The organism is Oerskovia paurometabola (genome assembly GCF_016907365.1).
Lineage (GTDB): Bacteria > Actinomycetota > Actinomycetes > Actinomycetales > Cellulomonadaceae > Oerskovia > Oerskovia paurometabola.
The window spans coordinates 1,824,661-1,843,355 of the sequence record NZ_JAFBBV010000001.1; the positions used below are offsets into that span (position 1 = coordinate 1,824,661).

The 18,695-nt window shown below is 72.0% G+C and carries 16 protein-coding genes; 14 read left to right on the forward strand and 2 right to left on the reverse strand.

Annotation, left to right across the window (positions count from 1 at the left end):
* The first annotated feature begins 146 nt into the window (after positions 1-146).
* The 9 genes from pyrH (at position 147) to JOD48_RS08245 (ending at position 9,180) form a co-directional block, all read left to right on the forward strand.
* Entirely contained in the window at positions 147-881 is a 735-nt protein-coding gene (pyrH, locus tag JOD48_RS08205; protein ID WP_191790593.1) for a UMP kinase, read from the forward strand.
* Positions 882-983: 102 nt separating this feature from the next.
* Positions 984-1,541 carry a ribosome recycling factor gene (gene frr / locus JOD48_RS08210; RefSeq protein ID WP_030150600.1) on the forward strand — a complete coding sequence of 186 codons (558 nt, stop codon included), beginning with the start codon at positions 984-986 and terminating at the stop codon, positions 1,539-1,541.
* Positions 1,542-1,562: 21 nt separating this feature from the next.
* Complete coding sequence (locus JOD48_RS08215; RefSeq protein WP_191790594.1) at positions 1,563-2,408, forward strand: phosphatidate cytidylyltransferase; 846 nt, start codon at positions 1,563-1,565, stop codon at positions 2,406-2,408.
* Between the two features lie 156 nt (positions 2,409-2,564).
* The gene (gene rlmN, locus JOD48_RS08220) at positions 2,565-3,701 is read left to right on the forward strand and encodes a dual-specificity RNA methyltransferase RlmN (protein ID WP_204808498.1); all 1,137 of its coding nucleotides are present in this window, start codon (positions 2,565-2,567) and stop codon (positions 3,699-3,701) included.
* Positions 3,698-4,249 (forward strand): DivIVA domain-containing protein, encoded by a 552-nt coding sequence (locus JOD48_RS08225; protein ID WP_191790596.1) that lies wholly within the window; start codon positions 3,698-3,700, stop codon positions 4,247-4,249. Before rlmN ends, JOD48_RS08225 begins: the two co-directional genes overlap by 4 nt.
* Before the next feature lie 70 nt (positions 4,250-4,319).
* Positions 4,320-5,504 carry a 1-deoxy-D-xylulose-5-phosphate reductoisomerase gene (dxr, locus tag JOD48_RS08230; RefSeq protein ID WP_191790597.1) on the forward strand — a complete coding sequence of 395 codons (1,185 nt, stop codon included), beginning with the start codon at positions 4,320-4,322 and terminating at the stop codon, positions 5,502-5,504.
* A gap of 132 nt (positions 5,505-5,636) precedes the next feature.
* A complete protein-coding gene (locus JOD48_RS08235; RefSeq protein WP_191790598.1) occupies positions 5,637-6,947 on the forward strand; it encodes a M50 family metallopeptidase in 1,311 nt (436 codons plus the stop codon).
* Positions 6,948-7,076: 129 nt separating this feature from the next.
* Entirely contained in the window at positions 7,077-8,216 is a 1,140-nt protein-coding gene (gene ispG / locus JOD48_RS08240) for a flavodoxin-dependent (E)-4-hydroxy-3-methylbut-2-enyl-diphosphate synthase (RefSeq protein WP_030150594.1), read from the forward strand.
* A 10-nt stretch (positions 8,217-8,226) separates the two neighbouring features.
* Positions 8,227-9,180, forward strand: coding sequence for a GNAT family N-acetyltransferase (locus tag JOD48_RS08245; protein WP_204808500.1), 954 nt, complete (start codon positions 8,227-8,229; stop codon positions 9,178-9,180).
* A 3-nt stretch (positions 9,181-9,183) separates the two neighbouring features.
* On the opposite strand, the gene JOD48_RS08250 is transcribed toward JOD48_RS08245, so the two are convergent.
* A complete protein-coding gene (locus JOD48_RS08250; RefSeq protein WP_204808502.1) occupies positions 9,184-10,074 on the reverse strand; it encodes an Fpg/Nei family DNA glycosylase in 891 nt (296 codons plus the stop codon).
* Positions 10,075-10,199: 125 nt separating this feature from the next.
* Between JOD48_RS08250 and JOD48_RS08255 the strand changes: the two genes are divergently transcribed.
* Positions 10,200-12,053: a proline--tRNA ligase gene (locus JOD48_RS08255; protein WP_239527359.1), complete on the forward strand. Its 1,854-nt coding sequence runs from the start codon at positions 10,200-10,202 to the stop codon at positions 12,051-12,053.
* 105 nt (positions 12,054-12,158) lie between these two features.
* On the opposite strand, the gene JOD48_RS08260 is transcribed toward JOD48_RS08255, so the two are convergent.
* Positions 12,159-13,157, reverse strand: coding sequence for a DUF4439 domain-containing protein (locus tag JOD48_RS08260; RefSeq protein WP_204808504.1), 999 nt, complete (start codon positions 13,155-13,157; stop codon positions 12,159-12,161).
* A gap of 222 nt (positions 13,158-13,379) precedes the next feature.
* Here JOD48_RS08260 and rimP point away from each other — a divergent pair, with 222 nt between their 5' ends.
* From rimP to infB, 4 genes are all read left to right on the forward strand, one after another.
* Positions 13,380-13,928 (forward strand): ribosome maturation factor RimP, encoded by a 549-nt coding sequence (rimP, locus tag JOD48_RS08265; protein ID WP_191790602.1) that lies wholly within the window; start codon positions 13,380-13,382, stop codon positions 13,926-13,928.
* 3 nt (positions 13,929-13,931) lie between these two features.
* On the forward strand, positions 13,932-15,038 hold the full coding sequence (nusA, locus tag JOD48_RS08270; RefSeq protein WP_204808506.1) for a transcription termination factor NusA: 1,107 nt from the start codon (positions 13,932-13,934) through the stop codon (positions 15,036-15,038).
* A 147-nt stretch (positions 15,039-15,185) separates the two neighbouring features.
* On the forward strand, positions 15,186-15,383 hold the full coding sequence (locus JOD48_RS20130; protein ID WP_307824288.1) for a YlxR family protein: 198 nt from the start codon (positions 15,186-15,188) through the stop codon (positions 15,381-15,383).
* A 221-nt stretch (positions 15,384-15,604) separates the two neighbouring features.
* The gene (gene infB, locus JOD48_RS08280; protein ID WP_191790605.1) at positions 15,605-18,529 is read left to right on the forward strand and encodes a translation initiation factor IF-2; all 2,925 of its coding nucleotides are present in this window, start codon (positions 15,605-15,607) and stop codon (positions 18,527-18,529) included.
* The last annotated feature ends 166 nt before the right edge of the window (positions 18,530-18,695 follow it).

Here is an 18,695-nt window from a genome sequence, read left to right on the forward strand (position 1 = left end):
CTCGCGCGGACCGGGCCACCGCGCACCGGGACCCGGTGGGTCCCGGTGCACACGCACCACCCGGGGACGACGAGCACGACCGTCCCCGGTACGTCCTGGGGCAGACCCCGGGAGATCGGAACGACGAAGGACAGGTGGCTCGGCACATGGGCGACAAGATCGAGACCAAGACCCCCGCACGTCGGGTGCTGCTCAAGCTCTCCGGGGAGACCTTCGGGGGCGGACAGATCGGCCTCGCGCCGGACGTCGTGCAGCGGGTGGCCGGCGAGATCGCCGATGCCGTCCGTCAGGGCGTCGAGGTCGCCATCGTCGTCGGTGGCGGCAACTTCTTCCGCGGCGCCGAGCTCTCCCAGCGCGGCCTCGACCGCGCCCGCGCCGACTACATGGGCATGCTGGGCACGGTCATGAACTGCCTCGCGCTCCAGGACTTCCTCGAGCAGGCCGGGGTCGACACCCGCGTGCAGACCGCGATCACCATGGGGCAGGTCGCCGAGCCGTACATCCCGCTGCGCGCGATCCGCCACCTGGAGAAGGGCCGTGTCGTGATCTTCGGCGCGGGAGCGGGCATGCCGTACTTCTCGACCGACACCGTCTCCGCCCAGCGCGCCCTCGAGACGCACTGCCAGGAGGTCCTCATGGGCAAGAACGGTGTCGACGGTGTCTACACCGCGGACCCGCGCACCAACCCGGACGCCGTGAAGCTCGACCACCTGACGTACACCGACGCGCTCGTCAAGGACCTGGCGGTCATGGATGCCACCGCCCTGAGCCTGTGCCGCGACAACGACGTGACGATGCGGGTCTTCGGGATGAGCGAGCCGGGCAACGTGACCCGCGCGCTGCTGGGGGACAATATCGGGACACTGGTCACGACGAACTGACCGGACGACCGACGAACGACCCGGACCGCGCCGCGAACCCGGGTGCGCCGCCCCGTGCGGCGCAGGACGGCTAGCCCAGCAACGCACGACGAAGGAGCACTGGTGATCGACGAGACCCTCCTCGAGGCCGAAGAGAAGATGGACAAGGCGATCGAGGTCGCCAAGGAGGACTTCGCGAACATTCGCACGGGACGTGCGAGCGGCGCGATGTTCAACAAGATCACGGTCGAGTACTACGGCGCTCCGACGCCGCTCCAGCAGCTCGCCTCGTTCAACACGCCCGAGGCCCGCACGATCGTGATCTCGCCCTTCGACAAGACCGCGCTCAGCGCGATCGAGAAGGCCATCCGGGACTCGGACCTCGGGGTGAACCCCAGCAACGACGGCAACATCATCCGGGTGGTGCTCCCCGTGCTCACGGAGGAGCGTCGCCGCGACTACGTGAAGCTCGCCAAGGGCAAGGCCGAGGACGCGCGCGTCTCGGTGCGCAACGTGCGCCGCCGTGCCAAGGAGCAGCTCGACCGCATCGTCAAGGACGGCGAGGCGGGCGAGGACGAGGGTACGCGCGCCGAGAAGGAGCTCGAGGCACTCACGAAGAGCCACGTCGACACGATCGACGCGCTCCTCGCCGGCAAGGAGAGCGAGCTCCTCGAGGTCTGATGCAGAAGTCCGAACGCACCGATGACAAGTGATGCGGTCGCGTCCCGGCCCCGGCGCACGCCGAAGGCCGGACGCGACCTGCCCAAGGCGATCTCCGTCGGGGTCGGGCTCCTCGTCCTGGTGGGGGCCTCGCTGGCCTTCCGCCCGGAGCCGTTCGTGCTGCTGGCGACCGCCGCGGTCGGGGCTGCGCTGTGGGAGCTGAAGCAGGCGTTCCTGCGCCGCGACATCCACCTGCCGCTCCTGCCGCTCCTGGTGGGGGCTGCGGGAATCCTGATCTCGTCGTACTACTCGGGCCCCGAGGCCCTCATGGTCTCGTTCGTGCTGACCGTGGCGGGCGTCGTGGTCTGGCGGGTCATCGACGGCTCGGGCACGGCCGCGGTGCGCGACGCGGCCGCGGGGACCTTCGCGACGGCCTACCTGCCGTTCATGGCGGGGTTCGTCATGATGATGCTCGCGAACCCGGACAACGGCCGGATCCAGGTCCTGCTGTTCATCCTGCTGGCGGTGTCGAACGACGTCGGCGGGTACGTCGCCGGGGTCCTGTTCGGCCGTCATCCGCTGGCTCCCTCGATCAGTCCCAAGAAGAGCTGGGAGGGCCTGGCGGGCTCGTTCGTCCTGGCGACGGCGATCGGTGTCGTGGGCGCGGTCTACGGGCTCGGCGCGAGCCCCGTGATCGGTGTCGCGCTCGGCATCATGGTGCCGCTCACGGCGACCGTGGGGGACCTGGCCGAGTCGATGATCAAGCGCGACCTAGAATTGAAGGACATGGGGTCCCTCCTGCCGGGGCACGGCGGCGTCCTCGACCGCCTGGACTCCATGCTCCTGACCGCTCCGTTCGTGTACCTGCTGCTCTCCGTCTCGCTCTGAGGCGCGGCCCGCGAGGGCCAGGGCAGGGCGCGGGCGCACGCGCGCGTGCCGGACCGCGTGAGAACGCACCGGCACGCTCGCACGAGCGCACCTGACGCGTCGACCCGGCGCGGTGCGCTGACCTGCTCCACCCGCTCCAACCTCTGGATCCTTCTCATGTCTGTTCGCCCGTCCGTCGAATCGAAGCCGCTGCCGCTCGTCATGTCGGCACCTCGTCGCGGGAAGCCCCCGCGCCACTTCGCCGACCTCTCCCCGGAGGAGCGCACGGCCGCAGTCGTCGAGCTGGGGGAGAAGCCCTTCCGCGCCAAGCAGCTCGCGACGCACTACTACACGCACTACACGAACGACGCCGAGGACATGACCGACCTCCCCCAGGCGACGCGGAAGCTGCTCGTGGAGAACCTCATGCCGCCGCTCCTCACCCCGGCGCGCGTCATGCAGGCCGACGGCGGGACGACCGTCAAGACGCTCTGGAAGCTCTTCGACGCGGCCAAGGTCGAGTCGGTCCTGATGCGCTACCCGAACCGGTCGACGCTGTGCGTCTCGAGCCAGGCCGGGTGCGGCATGGCCTGCCCCTTCTGTGCGACGGGACAGCTCGGCCTGACGCGCAACCTGTCGACCGCGGAGATCGTCGAGCAGGTGCGCTCGGCCGCGAAGTCGCTCGCCGACGGCGACATCCCCGGCGGCCCGGCCCGGCTCAACAACCTGGTCTTCATGGGCATGGGCGAGCCGATGGCCAACTACAAGGCCGTCATGGGCACGATCCGGCAGCTCGTCGCGCCCGCCCCCGAGGGCCTGGGCATGTCGGCGCGCAACATCACGGTCTCGACCGTGGGGCTGGTCCCGGCGATGAACAAGCTGTCGGCCGAGGGCATCCCGGTCACGCTCGCGCTCTCGCTCCACGCCCCCGACGACGACCTGCGCAGCGAGCTGGTCCCGATCAACACCCGGTGGTCGGTCGACGAGACCCTGGACGCCGCTCGCAACTACTTCGAGGTCACGGGCCGGCGCGTCAGCATCGAGTACGCGCTCATCAAGGACATGAACGACCACGCGTGGCGTGCGGACCTGCTGGGCGAGAAGCTCACGGCTCGTGGCTCGGGCTGGGTGCACGTGAACCCCATCCCGCTGAACCCGACGCCGGGCTCGATCTGGACGGCGAGCGAGCGCGAGGTGGAGGACGAGTTCGTGGCTCGCTTGCGCGGGCACGGGATTCCGACCACTATTCGTGACACACGCGGCAGTGACATCGATGGTGCGTGCGGGCAGCTGGCAGCTGAGGAGGAAGAGTGAGTGCGTTGTTCAGCACCGTCTCGAAGGTGCGCAACGGGTACGACCCGGAAGAGGTTGACGAGTTCTTCGACCACGCACGTCAGGTCTACGAGGGCAAGAAGCCGGAGCGCCTGACGAGCACGGACATCCAGGTCTCGATGTTCGACCTGGTCCGCGGCGGGTACGACACCCACGAGGTCGACGCGGCCCTCGATCGCCTGGAGGGGGCTTTCATCGCCCGTCAGCGTGCCGAGTACGTCGCGGTCAACGGCCAGCAGGCCTGGATGAACGCTCTGGCCGAGCGGGCGCGCAGCCTGTACGGCCGTCTGGGGCGTCCTGACGGCGAGCGCTTCGCGCCTGCGGCTCGCGGCGAGTGGGGCTACGACATGGACGACGTCGACGACCTGTGCGACCGTCTCGTGGCGTACTTCGACCGCCAGGAGCCCATCACGGCCGCCGAGATCCGCAACTCGACGTTCGCTCGCCGTCGCGGCAAGGACGGCTACGCCGAGGGGCCCGTGGACGCGTTCTTCGCCCGGGCCATCGAGGTGCTGCTCGGCGTCGAGTGACGCCCTCGGTGCGGCCTGCCCGACGACGCAGCGCGCCTCGGGCGCTCTGCGCACCTGGGAGGATGTCCCCATGAGTCTGCGCAGCGTGACCCTCCTCGGGTCGACCGGATCCATCGGCACCCAGGCGATCGACGTGATCGCACGTCACCCCGACCGGTTCCGGGTGGACGCGATCTCGGCCGGTGGCGCGAACGCCGAGCTCCTCGCCCAGCAGGCGGTCGCGCTCGGTGTGCGACGTGTCGGGGTCGCGGACCCTGCTCGGGCCGTGGAGGTCGAGGCCGCGCTGGCCGCGAGGGCCTCGCGCGCCGGCGCTCCGGCGGTCGAGGTGCTGGTCGGCCCGGACGCGGCGACCGAGCTCGCGGGGGCTGGTTCCGACGTCGTGCTCAACGGCATCACGGGGTCGGTGGGCCTCGGCCCCACGCTCGCCGCGCTCGGCGCGGGCTCGACGCTCGCGCTGGCCAACAAGGAGTCGCTCGTCGTGGGGGGCGTGCTCGTCCAGGACGCGAGGCAGCGTCCGGACCAGATCGTCCCGGTCGACTCGGAGCACTCGGCGATCGCGCAGGCCCTGCGCTCAGGGCGCCGCGAGGAGGTACGCCGGCTCGTGCTGACGGCGTCGGGCGGCCCGTTCCGCGGCTGGGCACGTGACGACGTCAAGGCCGTCTCCCCGCAGCAGGCGCTCGCGCACCCGACGTGGGCCATGGGGCCGGTCGTCACGATCAACTCGGCGACGCTCATGAACAAGGGCCTGGAGCTCATCGAGGCGCACCTGCTGTTCGACGTGCCGACCGACGAGATCGCCGTCGTGGTGCATCCGCAGTCCGTCGTGCACTCGATGGTCGAGTTCGTGGACGGCTCGACCATCGCGCAGGCGTCCCCGCCGGACATGCGCCTGCCGATCGCGCTCGGCCTGAGCTGGCCGGACCGCCTGGGGGAGGTCGCCGCGGGCTGCGACTGGTCGAGCGCCACGGCGTGGACGTTCGAGCCGCTCGACGAGGCGCTCTTCCCGGCCGTCGGGCTTGCCCGGGAGGCGGCGTCGGCCTCCGCGACGCACCCTGCGGTGTACAACGCGGCCAACGAGGAGTGCGTCGCGGCGTTCCTGGAGGGCCGGATCGGCTTCCTGGACATCGTCGCGACGGTCGAGCGTGTCCTCGGAGAGCACCGGGGAACCTCGCGGGCGGCGGTCACGTTGGACGACGTGACGGCGGCGGAGACGTGGGCCCGGGCGCGGGCCCACGAGATCCTCGCCCGCCGCTGAGCCCGGGGCCCTGGTGGCGTCCCTCGGGGCCTCCCACCCCTGACGGTCCTCAGGCCGCCCGCAGGAAGCGGCGGTAGGTTCGGGCACTCAGCACTGGTCTTCTTCTCGCAGCACCCCTGAACGGAGCTCCTCATGGCCGCGGTGATCGGCATCCTCGTCGTGCTGGTCGGCATCCTCGTGTCGATCGCCCTGCACGAGGTCGGGCACATGGTCCCGGCGAAGAAGTTCGGGGTCCGGGTGAGCCACTACTTCGTCGGCTTCGGGCCCACCCTCTGGTCGCGGACCAGGGGCGAGACCGAGTACGGGCTCAAGGCGATCCCGCTCGGTGGTTACGTGCGCCTCGTGGGCATGTACCCGCCCGCGCCTCCCGGCGCGAAGCAGTCGGACGGCTTCTTCGGCCGCATGGTGCAGGACGCCCGCGAGATGAGCGCCGAGGAGATCCTTCCCGGGCAGGAGCCGCGCGCGTTCTACAACCTCTCGGTGCCCAAGAAGGTCGTCGTGATGTTCGGTGGACCGTTCATGAACCTCGTGATCGCGTTCGTGCTCATGACCGTCGTCCTGGTCGGGATCGGTTCGCCGCAGGCGACCACGACGGTCGCGACGGTGCCTGCGTGCGTGACGCCCGCCGCGGCACCGGCGGACTACGAGTGCACGACGACCGACCCTGCGACCCCCGCCGCGGAGGCGGGGATCGAGCCGGGAGACACGGTCGTGTCGTTCGACGGCGAACCGGTCACGTCCTGGGACTCGCTGGTCGGCAAGATCACGGGCGCGGCGGGACAGACGGTCCCGGTCGTGGTCGAGCGCGCGGGGGAGCGTGTCACGCTCGAGATCACGCCGACCGAGGTCGACCGTCCGGTCGTCGGGGACGACGGGCAGTACGTGACGGACGACGACGGCGAGCCCGTGCTCAAGCCCGCGGGCTACGTCGGGATCGCCCCGACCCAGGAACGGGTCTCGGAGCCGCTCAGCGCGGTGCCGGAGGCCATCTGGGCGCAGGTCTCGGGGACGGCAGCGGTCATCGTCGAGCTGCCGGCCAAGCTGGTCGACGTGGTGCAGTCCACGTTCGGCGGCGAGGAGCGTGACCCTGCCTCCGTCATGGGGCCGGTGGGCGTGGGGCGGATCGCGGTCGACGTGGTGGGCGCGGACCAGGTCGACGTGGTCGACCGGGTGGCGACCATGCTGAGCCTCCTGGCTGCGCTCAACATCGCCCTCTTCGCGTTCAACCTCATCCCGCTGCCGCCTCTCGACGGCGGGCACATCGCGGGCGCGCTGTACGAGGGGGCCAAGCGGCAGGTCGCCACGGTCCGCGGCCGTCCGCGCCCCGCGCACGCGGACGTCGCGAAGCTGGTCCCCCTGGGGCTGGCGATGTGGGTCGTCCTGCTCGGCATGGGGGTGCTGCTGATCTACGCGGACATCGTCAACCCGATCCGCATCACCTGACCTGCGCCTGCGGTCCCGTGAAGATCTCGCGAAGAGTCGTGTGCGGAGCGGGGCGGGGAACGGCGTCGGGCGCGGCCGGGGGGTCGGACGGGGGATACTAGGTGCGTGAGCGTACCCATCAGCCTCGGCATGCCAGCAGCACCTCCGCCGGTCCTCGCGCCGCGCCGCAAGACGCGCAAGATCAAGGTCGGCAAGGTCGACGTCGGCGGCGACGCCCCCGTGAGCGTCCAGTCGATGACCACGACCCCGACCACGGACATCAACGCGACCCTCCAGCAGATCGCCGAGCTGACCGCGTCCGGCTGCGACATCGTGCGGGTCGCGGTGCCGAGCCAGGACGACGCGCTCGCGCTGCCGGCGATCGCGAGGAAGTCCCAGATCCCCGTCATCGCCGACATCCACTTCCAGCCGAAGTACGTGTTCGCGGCGATCGACGCGGGCTGCGCCGCGGTGCGCGTGAACCCGGGCAACATCCGCAAGTTCGACGACCAGGTCAAGGAGATCGCCCGCGCTGCCGCGGACGCGGGCACCTCGATCCGCATCGGCGTGAACGCGGGTTCGCTCGACCCCCGCCTGCTCGCGAAGTACGGCAAGGCCACGCCGGAGGCGCTCGTCGAGTCGGCGGTCTGGGAGGCGTCGCTGTTCGAGGAGCACGGCTTCCACGACTTCAAGATCTCGGTCAAGCACAACGATCCCGTGGTCATGGTGCGGGCCTACGAGCTGCTCTCCGAGCGCGGCGACTGGCCCCTGCACCTCGGCGTGACCGAGGCGGGCCCCGCGTTCCAGGGCACCATCAAGTCGGCCACGGCCTTCGGCGCGCTGCTGAGCAAGGGCATCGGCGACACGATCCGTGTCTCGCTCTCGGCCCCGCCGGTCGAGGAGGTCAAGGTCGGCATCCAGATCCTGCAGTCGCTCAACCTGCGACCGCGCAAGCTGGAGATCGTCTCGTGCCCGTCGTGCGGCCGTGCCCAGGTGGACGTCTACACGCTCGCCGAGAAGGTCACCGCGGGACTCGAGGGCATGGAGGTCCCGCTGCGTGTCGCGGTCATGGGCTGTGTCGTGAACGGCCCGGGTGAGGCTCGTGAGGCGGACCTCGGCGTCGCGTCGGGCAACGGCAAGGGGCAGATCTTCGTCAAGGGCGAGGTCGTCAAGACCGTGCCCGAGTCGATGATCGTCGAGACGCTCATCGAAGAGGCGATGCGGATCGCCGAGACCATGACGCCGGAGAACGACGCACAGGCCGGTCCGCCCGTCGTCACCGTCGGCTGAGTCGACGGCCATGGCGCGCTGGCACCCTCCGGGGCCGTGGTCCCGGCCGCAGGCTGCCCGGGTCCTGGGCGATGCGGACGTCGCGGAGGCGCTGCGGGTGTGCGCCCTGGACCCTGTGGGGTCGGTGCTCGCGGCCTCTCGCATCGTCGAGGCAGCCCGGCTCTCGCAGAGCGGGGGTCAGGTCTGGGGCTTTCCTGTCCAGGGGCCTCTCGTGGCGATCTGCTGGGCGGGGGCCAACCTGGTGCCGGTCGTCCCGTCGGAGGGGGACCGGGCGGAGGCGCTCGACGCCTTCGCCGCGCTCGCGCGCCGGTTCGGGCGTCGTGCGTCGTCGATCGTGGGCGAGCGGTCGGCGGCCCTGGGCCTGTGGGACCGCCTGGCGGAGCACTGGCCGGCGGCCCGGGACGTCCGGGACGACCAGCCGTCCCTCATGATCGACCGGGCGCCCGACGTCGAGCCGGACCCGTCGGTCCGCCGGTCGGTGCCGGCCGAGCTGCCGCTGGTCCTGCCGGCGTGCGTGCGCATGTTCGTCGAGGAGGTCGGGTACTCGCCGGTCGCCGCGGGCGGCAACGCGTACGCGGACCGTGTGCGGGGCCTGATCACGTCGGGGCGCTCGTTCGTGCGGGTCGACGGTGGTGCGGCGGCCTCCCCGCCGCCCCCCGGGTCGGGGGCTCCGCTCGCGCACGACCCGCTGGCCGGTCTCGCGCCCGAGCGCGTCGTGGTGTTCAAGGCCGAGCTCGGGGCGGTCACGCCCGAGGTCGCGCAGGTGCAGGGCGTCTGGGTCGACCCCCGGTTCCGGGGTCGCCGCCTGTCCGAGTCGGGCATGGCCGCGGTCGTGGAGATCACGCGCCGCGAGATCGCGCCGATCGTCTCGCTCTACGTCAACGCGTACAACGAGCGTGCGCTCGCGACGTACCGGCGCGTCGGGTTCGAGCAGGTCGGGACGTTCGCGACCGTCCTGTTCTGAGGCCTACTTCAGGAGCTTTGACATGCGCCGGTCCGCGAGGACCTGGCCACCGGTCTGGCAGGTAGCGCAGTACTGCAGGCTCCGGTCGGCGAACGAGACCTCGCGCACGACGTCCCCGCACACCGGGCAGGCCTCGCCCGTGCGCCCGTGCACGCGCATGCCGCGCCGCTTGGCGTCCTTGAGCTCGGCCGCCGGCCTGCCCGACGACGTCGCGACGGCCTCGGTGAGCACGTCCCGGACCGCGTCGTGCAGGTGGGCCACGTCGTCGGCGTCGAGGCTGCGGGTCAGGCGGAACGGACTGGTCCGGGCGGCGTGCAGGATCTCGTCGGAGTAGGCGTTCCCGATCCCGGCGATCAGGCGCTGGTCGCGCAGCAGTCCCTTGATCTGCTGGTTGCGGGCGCCCAGCAGCTCGGCCAGCCGCTCGCGCGTGAAGTCGGGTCCCAGGGGCTCGACGCCCAGGGTGGCGATCGCGGGCACCTCGGCCGGGTCGTGGACCAGGTGGACCGCGAGCCGCTTGCGGGTGCCGGCCTCGGTGAGGTCGAACCCCGACCCGTCGTCGAAACGGATCCGCAGCGCGAGCACGGCTCGCACGCCACCGCGGCTCGACGTGGGGCGCACGGGCGTCGTCGGCGCGTCCTCGGACCAGCGCAACCACCCCGCCCGGGCGAGGTGGAAGACCAGGTGGAGCTCGTCGTCGGGCACCGTGACCGCGAGGTCGAGCCACTTGCCGTGGCGCGCTGCCCCCGTGACCGTGCCGCCCACCAGGGCGGACAGCGGGGGAGAGAACGTCTTGAGGGCCACGATCGAGGCCAGGTCCGCCGCCACGACGACGCGACCCGTCGCGCGCTCGTCGAGGAATCGGACGAGCGCCTCGACCTCGGGCAGCTCGGGCACGGTTCCATGGTGCCCGTTCGGGCGCCGGTACGCACCGGCGGCGTCCCGTGGGCGACGGGGTCCCGCGAGCGGGCAGGGCGCAGACCCTGCGGGGGAGCGGTGCCCGCGACGGTAGGATCGGGCCCATGTCTTCAGCCTCCAGCCGGGTGGTCGGTCCCCCCGTCAAGCCCCTCAAGATGACCTCCCTGTTCCTGCGGACGCTGCGCGAGGACCCGGTCGACGCCGAGGTCGCGAGCCACAAGCTCCTCGTGCGCGCCGGCTACATCCGTCGTGCCGCCCCCGGCATCTACACCTGGCTCCCGCTGGGTCTGCGCGTGCTCGCCAAGGTCGAGGCGATCGTCCGCGAGGAGATGGAGGACGCGGGCGGCCAGGAGGTCCACTTCCCGGCGCTGCTGCCGCGCGAGCCCTACGAGGCCACGGGCCGCTGGGACGAGTACGGGGCGAACCTGTTCCGCCTCACGGACCGCAAGGACGGCGACTACCTGCTCGCGCCCACGCACGAGGAGATGTTCACGCTCCTCGTCAAGGACATGTACTCGTCCTACAAGGAGCTGCCGCTCACGCTGTTCCAGATCCAGACGAAGTACCGCGACGAGGCACGCCCGCGCGCGGGCCTCATCCGTGGCCGCGAGTTCATCATGAAGGACGCGTACTCGTTCGACGTGACCGAGGAGGGGCTCGAGGCCTCGTACCAGAACCAGCGTGCCGCCTACCAGCGGATCTTCACGCGCCTGGGCCTCGAGTACGTGATCGTGGCCGCGACGTCCGGGGCCATGGGCGGCTCGCGCAGCGAGGAGTTCCTCAACCCGACCGCGATCGGCGAGGACACGTTCGTGCGCTCGCCCGGCGGCTACGCGGCCAACGTCGAGGCCGTCGTCACGCCCGTGCCCGAGGCCCTACCCTTCGACGACGCGCCCGCGGCGCACGTCGAGGACACGCCGGACACCCCGACGATCGACTCGCTCGTCGCGCTCGCCAACGCGCGCTTCCCGCGCCCCGACCGCGAGTGGACGGCGGCCGACACGCTCAAGAACGTCGTGCTCGCGCTCACGCACCCGGACGGGCGCCGCGAGGTGCTCGTCGTGGGCCTGCCCGGTGACCGCGAGGTCGACCTCAAGCGCCTCGAGGCGTCGGTCGAGCCCGCCGAGGTCGAGCCCGCGGGCGAGGCCGACTTCGCCGCGCACCCCGAGCTCGTCAAGGGGTACATCGGGCCCGAGGTGCTCGGCCCGCAGGGCCCCCAGGTGACCGTGCCGGCCGAGGGCAAGAAGCCCGAGACGTCGCATTCGGCCGTGCGCTACCTCCTGGACCCGCGTGTCGTCGAGGGCACGCGCTGGATCACGGGCGCGAACCAGCACGGCAGGCACGTGTTCGACCTGGTCGCCGGGCGTGACTTCACGGCCGACGGCACGATCGAGGCCGCCGAGGTCCGTGCGGGCGACCCCGCGCCCGACGGCTCGGGCCCGCTCGAGCTCGCGCGCGGCATCGAGATCGGCCACATCTTCGCGCTGGGACGCAAGTACGCGCAGGCCCTGGGCCTGACGGTCCTCGACGAGAACGGCAAGCAGGTCGTCGTGACCATGGGCTCGTACGGGATCGGCGTGACGCGCGCGCTCGCCGCTCTGGCCGAGGCGAACCACGACGAGGCAGGCCTCGCGTGGCCCGCGCACGTCGCCCCCATGCACGTCCAGGTGGTCGCCACGGGCAAGGACCAGGCGGTCTTCGAGGCCGCCGTGTCGCTCACGACCGAGCTCTCGGCACGCGGCGTGGAGGTCCTGTACGACGACCGCCCCAAGGTCTCGCCCGGCGTGAAGTTCAAGGACGCCGAGCTCCTGGGCGCCCCGCTCGTCGTGGTCGTGGGCCGTGGGCTCGCGGACGGCGTCGTCGAGGTGCGCCCGCGCCAGGGCGGCGAGGCCGTGCAGGTGCCGGTCGCCGACGTGGTCGACCTCGTGACCGACCAGGTCGCCGAGCTGCTCGCGTAAGCGCGCGGCAGACGAGGCGGGCCGGGCCCGGGAGCGTTCGTCGCTCCCGGGCCCGGCCCGCCTCGTGCTGTGCCGCGCGTGCCCCGGCGCTGGTGGTGCCGACCGTCAGCCGGCCGCGGGCGTCCGGCTCTCCTGCTCGGGCAGGCCGGGGAACGCGCTCACGGGGGCGCCCCACCCGATCGCGGCGAGGTTCGCCTCGACCAGCAGGTCGACGAGCGGAAGACGCGTCCCGGTGCCCGCCTCGCCCGTGAGCGCGGCGTACGACTGTGCGAGCGAGGTCTCAAGCTGCGCGGCGAGCTCCGGCGTCGGGACGTCGGGCGGGACCGTGTAGGCGACCCGGCGGGGGTCCTGCGGCCCGCCCGCCGTGCCCGCGGCCTGGGCCCATGCCTCGGCCCTGGCGCGGTGCAGCACCGCGCGCCCGAGCGCGGCGTCGCGCAGCTCGCCGTCGGCGAGGGCCGCCCGGAGCTCGAACGCGTACCCTGCCGCGTCCTCGGCCTCGATGATCGTGGACAGGTCGGTCGCGCTCAGGCCCGACGGCGCGGCCTCCGGGACGAGCAGGCCCGCCGGGGTGACGAGCGGGTCGGGCAGGGCGGTGCCCGTCGTCGCGGCCACCTGTCGCGCCGAGGCGTCCTGCGACGCCGCGACCGAGGCGACCAGACGCGCGAACGCACCGTCCTCGGACTGGTCGGCCGTCCCGCGCAGCGCGGTCGCCGAGGTCGCGAGGGCGTCGACGACCTCCGCGGGGGTCGCGGTCGTGGGGCCCGTCGGTGCGTCCGTCGCCCCCGACGTCGGCGCGTCGCCGTCCTGGTCGGGCTCGGGGAGCCCCGAGTCGTAGACGCCGCCCAGCTGGGTCACGTGCTCGTCGGCGGAGGTGCTCGTGCTCGTCAGGGCGTCGAGCGCCGCCTGGTCGAGGCCCGACGACGTCGCGGCCGCCGCGTCGGCGAGGTCGCCCACGAGCAGCGCGCCCTCGACGGCGACCCGGCGCAGTGTCTCCTGGGCGTCCGGGACCGGCTCGGTCGGGGGCGGGGTCTCGAGCCGCAGGCCGCATCCGGCGACCACGAGCAGCGCGAGCGACGTGACGATCGCCACCACACCGCGGCGCACGGACGGGCGCCCCGCGGCGCTCCGCCGCGGAAAACGTGACGAAGAGGACGCTGGGGCGGTGTCCGGGGGGCTCGAGCGGCGCGGGCGCGGAGCAGGTTCGGCAGTCATCGAGGGTGATGATGTCACGTTCCAGCCGGGTGAGTCGTTAGGCTGATCCCGTACAACAACACACCGGTCGAATCCTTGCCCGGTGGGCAGTGGGAGCCGACGGGAGACCGAGAGATGAACAAGGCGAAGCACGCCGGGGCGGACAGGGTCCGCCGGGTCGTGGAACCGGTCGTACAGGCCGCAGACCTGTACCTGGAGGACGTGACCGTCACCCTGGCCGGAAGCCGCTCGGTAGTCCGCATCACGCTGGACCTCCCCGAGGACGCCCTGGGCAACCTCGACCTGGACCGCGTCGCCGAGGTCTCGCGCGACATCAACACCGCGCTCGACGCGTCGAACGCCTTCCCGGGCGCCTACACGCTCGAGATCTCGACCCCCGGCACCTCCCGCCCGCTGACCGAGCTGCGCCACTTCAAGCGCGCCCGCGGGCGCGTCGTGCGCCTCGCGCTGCAGGACGGCGGGACCGTCGAAGGCCGTCTGCGGGACGTCGAGGACGGGAACCTGCTGCTCACCGACGCCACCGTGGAGTCCGTCGCGCTCGCCGACGTGGTCCGTGGGGCGATCCAGGTCGAGCTCAAGCGCGCCCTCGAGGTGGACCTCGGCCCGGAGATGGCTGTTGACGCGAACCCCGGGGCCGACGCCCCGAACGACGAGGAGGTCTGATCGATGGACATCGACATGAGCGCGCTGCGCCTGCTGGAGCGCGAGAAGGACATCAGCCTCGACATCCTGGTGGCGGCGATCGAGCAGGCGCTGCTCTCCGCCTACCACCGGACGCCCGACGCCTACGCGCGGGCACGGGTCGAGCTCGAGCGCCGCACGGGCCACGTCACGGTCTGGGCCCGCGAGGAGCTCCCGGCCGAGGAGGACGACGAGCCCGAGCTCGACGAGGACGGCCAGCCGGTCCGGCGCTACCGGGCTCCGGTGTTCGGGCCCGAGTTCGACCACACGCCCAAGGACTTCGGCCGCATCGCGACCGCGACCGCGCGCCAGGTGATCGTGCAGCGGCTGCGCGACGCCGAGGACGACCAGATCCTCGGCACGTTCCGCGGCAAGGAGGGTGAGGTCCTGGCGGGCGTCATCCAGCAGGGCAACGACCCGCGCATGGTCCTCGTGGACGTGGGCGGCACCGAGGCGCTCCTGCCGCCGCACGAGCAGGTGCCGACCGAGGACTACGTCCACGGCGAGCGCCTGCGCGCCTACGTCCTGGACGTGGCGCGCGGCATGAAGGGCCCCCAGATCACGCTGAGCCGGACCCACCCGAACCTCGTGCGCAAGCTGTTCGAGCTCGAGGTGCCCGAGGTCGCGGACGGTTCGGTCGAGATCATGGCGATCGCCCGCGAGGCCGGCCACCGGTCCAAGGTCGCGGTGCGCTCGCGCGTCGCGGGGCTCAACGCCAAGGGCGCCTGCATCGGCCCCATGGGCGCACGCGTCCGCGCCGTCATGGCCGAGCTCCACGGCGAGAAGATCGACATCGTCGACTTCAGCGACGACCCGGCCGCGTTCGTGGCCAGCGCCCTGTCCCCGGCCCGTGTGACGTCCGTCACCGTCGTGGACGCCGAGGCTCGTGCCGCCCGCGTGGTCGTGCCGGACTTCCAGCTCTCCCTCGCGATCGGCAAGGAAGGGCAGAATGCCCGGCTCGCCGCGAAGCTCACGGGGTGGCGCATCGACATCCGCTCGGACGAGGGAGACCACGCCGGAGCGACGAGCGCCCGCGCCGTCGAGACCTCCGACGAGGGGGAGGAGCCGGGCACCGGTGGCGGAAACGGGTAACACCAGGTGAGCGGGCGCGCTAGACTGTCCTTGACTGGGCCACGAGTCCGGACACCGTCACACGACCCTTCAGGCGCTCATGCGCCCGTTCGAACGTGCGTCGGTTGCCGGGAGCGTGACCTGCGGTCTGTTCTTCTCCGCCTCGTGGTGGACCAGGCCGACGTCCCGGAGCCTCGGCTCGTCGTCGACGTCGGCCGGTCGCTCCCGGGGCGCGGCGCCTGGCTCCACGATGCTCGGCGTTGCCTCGAGCTGGCCGAGCGTCGACGAGCCTTCCCCCGGGCCCTGCGTCTCGCAGGTCCCGTGGACCTCGCCGGAGCCCGAGCCCATCTCGACAGGGAAGACTGACCCGTCGTCAGTCATCGCCAGTCATCGTCAGTCGGCGGTCCCGGCCTGCGGCGCACCACGTGCCGCGACGGCCGAACCGCGCCAGTACCGCACGAACACCGCACGAATCGTCGACAAGGAAGCGGGTTAGAAGCCGATGGGCACCCGATGAGTACCCAGCGATGAGCACCCAGCACTAAAGACGGTCCTCCCTGTTTCGGGTGGGCCGAGACAGGAGAGTTGTGGCAAAGGTCCGCGTCTACGAGCTCGCTAAGGAGCTCGGGGTGGAGAGCAAGACCATCATGACCAAGCTGACGGAACTCGGTGAGTTCGTCCGCTCGGCATCCTCGACCATCGAACCGCCGGTCGTCCGCAAGCTGCGAGACACCTTCCCGGCCGGTGGCACGGAGAGCGCAAGCGCTCCCGCCAAGCCCGCGCCGGCTCGCCCGGCAGCACCCAAGCCTGCGCCCGCAGCAGAGGCCGCCCCGGCGCCTGCTGCTCCGGCACCGGCTGCCCCCGCGGCCCCGGCGCCCGCCGCACCCAAGGCTCCCGCACCGGCCCCCGCCAAGGAGGCCCCCGCGAGCCCTGCGTTCGTCGAGCCCGCTGCCGAGGCCAAGAAGCCCGCAGCGCCGGCGCCCGCGCCTGCCGCGGAGCGCAAGCCGTCGGCGTCGCCCAAGCCGGCCGGTGGCGGCAACGCCCCCGCGCCCGGCCCTCGCCCCGCAGCAGCCCGCCCCGGCGGCTCCGGCGGTGGCGCGCGTCCTGGCGCCCCGCGCCCGGGCAACAACCCGTTCGCCTCGAGCCAGGGCATGCCGCGTTCCGGCTCCCCGCGCCCGGGCAACAACCCGTTCGCCTCGAGCCAGGGCATGCCCCGGCCCGGCGCGCGTCCGGAGCGTGCCGCGGACCCCGCGGCCAACGCGAACCCCGCAGCAGGCAGCGCCGAGCGTTCCGGTGGACCCCGTCCCGGTGGTCCCCGTCCCGCGCCGCGTCCTGGTGCACCTCGCCCCAACCCGGGCATGATGCCGGGTCGCACCTCGATCGGTCGCCCCGGTGACCGTCCTGCTCCCGGCGGTCGTCCGGGCGGTGGCGGCGGTGCAGGTGGCGGTCGCGGCGGCTTCGCCGGTCGTCCCGGCGGCGCCGGTGGCGGCCCCGGCGGCGGTGGCGCTCCCGGTGGTGGCGGCGGCTTCGCCGGTCGCCCCGGTGGTGGCGGTCGTGGTGGTGCCGGTCGCGGCAGCACGCAGGGTGCGTTCGGTCGTGCCGGAGGGCGCCCCGTCCGTGGGCGCAAGTCGAAGCGGGCGAAGCGCCAGGAGTTCGAGCAGATGCAGGCCCCCTCGCTGGGTGGCGTGCAGGTTCCCCGTGGGAACGGCTCGACCGTGGTGCGCCTGCGTCACGGCTCCTCGCTCAACGACTTCGCCGACAAGATCGACGCGAACCCCGCGAGCCTCGTGACGGTGCTGTTCCACCTCGGTGAGATGGCGACCGCCACGCAGTCCCTCGACGAGGACACGTTCGGCTCGCTCGCGGCAGAGCTCGGCTACGTCATCGAGATGGTCTCGGCGGAGGAAGAGGACCGCGAGCTCCTCGGTGCCTTCGACATCGACCTCGATGCCGAGCTCGAGGGCGAGGGCGACGACGAGCTCCAGGCTCGTCCGCCCGTCGTCACCGTCATGGGTCACGTCGACCACGGTAAGACGCGACTGCTCGACGCGATCCGTCAGACCGACGTCATCTCTGGCGAGGCCGGCGGCATCACGCAGCACATCGGTGCCTACCAGGTCCGTCACGAGCACGAGGGCGTCGAGCGTCCCATCACGTTCATCGACACCCCGGGTCACGAGGCGTTCACCGCCATGCGTGCTCGTGGTGCCCAGGTCACCGACATCGCGATCCTCGTGGTCGCGGCCGACGACGGCGTCATGCCGCAGACGGTCGAGGCGCTCAACCACGCGCAGTCGGCCGGCGTGCCGATCGTCGTCGCGGTGAACAAGGTGGACAAGGAGTCGGCGAACCCGGCCAAGATCCGCCAGCAGCTCACCGAGTACAACCTGGTGGCCGAGGAGTACGGCGGCGACACCATGTTCGTCGACGTGTCCGCGAAGCAGAACATGGGCATCGACGCGCTGCTCGAGGCCGTCCTCCTCACGGCGGACGCCTCGCTCGACCTGCGCGCCAACCCGGACAAGGACGCACGAGGCGTCGCCATCGAGGCGAACCTCGACAAGGGCCGCGGCGCCGTCGCGACCGTCCTGGTCCAGTCCGGCACGCTCCACGTCGGGGACGCGATCGTCGCGGGCACCGCCCACGGCCGTGTCCGTGCCATGTTCGACGAGCACGGCAACAACGTCACCGAGGCGGGCCCCGCCCGCCCCGTCATGGTGCTCGGGCTCGCGTCCGTGCCCAGCGCCGGTGACACGTTCCTCGTGGCACCCGACGAGCGCACCGCCCGTCAGATCGCCGAGAAGCGGGAGGCCGCCGAGCGCGCAGCCCTCCTGGCCAAGCGTCGCAAGCGCGTCAGCCTCGAGGACTTCGCCCAGGCGCTCGAGCAGGGCAAGGTCGAGACCCTCAACCTGGTCCTCAAGGGCGACGTGTCGGGTGCCGTCGAGGCACTCGAGGACGCGCTGCTGCAGATCGATGTCGGCGACGAGGTCCAGCTGCGCATCATCCACCGCGGCGTCGGTGCGATCACCCAGAACGACGTCAACCTGGCGACCGTGGACAACGCGATCATCATCGGGTTCAACGTCAAGTACGGCGAGCGCGTCGAGGCACTGGCGGAGCGCGAAGGCGTCGACGTCCGGTTCTACTCGATCATCTACCAGGCGATCGACGACGTCGAAGCAGCGCTCAAGGGCATGCTCAAGCCCGAGTACGAAGAGGCGCAGCTCGGCACCGCCGAGATCCGCGAGGTCTTCCGTTCCTCCAAGTTCGGGAACATCGCGGGTTCGATCGTCCGCTCCGGCGAGATCCGACGGAACTCCAAGGCGCGCGTCCTGCGTGGGGGTGCCGTCGTCGGCGACAACCTCACGGTCGAGTCGCTCAAGCGGTTCAAGGACGACGCCACGGAGGTCCGTGAGGGCTTCGAGTGCGGTATCGGCCTCGGGTCGTTCAACGACCTGCAGATCGGCGACACGATCGAGACGTTCGAGATGCGGGAGAAGCCGCGCAGCTGACGTACCTCTCCGCTGACGCCTACCCGTGAGGTGTGGTGGGTCTACCGCGGGCCTGGCGGCCCGTGCCAGACCCACCACGACCCGCCGCACCTCACGGCCGGCGTCGGCGGAGCTGTTCGTTCACGCACGTCGCCCGAAGGGGCCCACCGCGGGCTGAAACCCCGGG

Excerpts from the sequence above, each read along its gene's own strand:
- JOD48_RS08255 (WP_239527359.1), top strand. The coding sequence starts at position 10,200 with ATGTCTTCAGCCTCCAGCCGGGTGGTCGGTCCCCCCGTCAAGCCCCTC.
- nusA (WP_204808506.1), top strand. The coding sequence starts at position 13,932 with ATGGACATCGACATGAGCGCGCTGCGCCTGCTGGAGCGCGAGAAGGAC.
- JOD48_RS08215 (WP_191790594.1), top strand. The coding sequence starts at position 1,563 with ATGACAAGTGATGCGGTCGCGTCCCGGCCCCGGCGCACGCCGAAGGCC.
- rlmN (WP_204808498.1), top strand. The coding sequence starts at position 2,565 with ATGTCTGTTCGCCCGTCCGTCGAATCGAAGCCGCTGCCGCTCGTCATG.
- pyrH (WP_191790593.1), top strand. The coding sequence starts at position 147 with ATGGGCGACAAGATCGAGACCAAGACCCCCGCACGTCGGGTGCTGCTC.
- rimP (WP_191790602.1), top strand. The coding sequence starts at position 13,380 with ATGAACAAGGCGAAGCACGCCGGGGCGGACAGGGTCCGCCGGGTCGTG.
- ispG (WP_030150594.1), top strand. The coding sequence starts at position 7,077 with ATGCCAGCAGCACCTCCGCCGGTCCTCGCGCCGCGCCGCAAGACGCGC.
- JOD48_RS08235 (WP_191790598.1), top strand. The coding sequence starts at position 5,637 with ATGGCCGCGGTGATCGGCATCCTCGTCGTGCTGGTCGGCATCCTCGTG.
- JOD48_RS08245 (WP_204808500.1), top strand. The coding sequence starts at position 8,227 with ATGGCGCGCTGGCACCCTCCGGGGCCGTGGTCCCGGCCGCAGGCTGCC.
- dxr (WP_191790597.1), top strand. The coding sequence starts at position 4,320 with ATGAGTCTGCGCAGCGTGACCCTCCTCGGGTCGACCGGATCCATCGGC.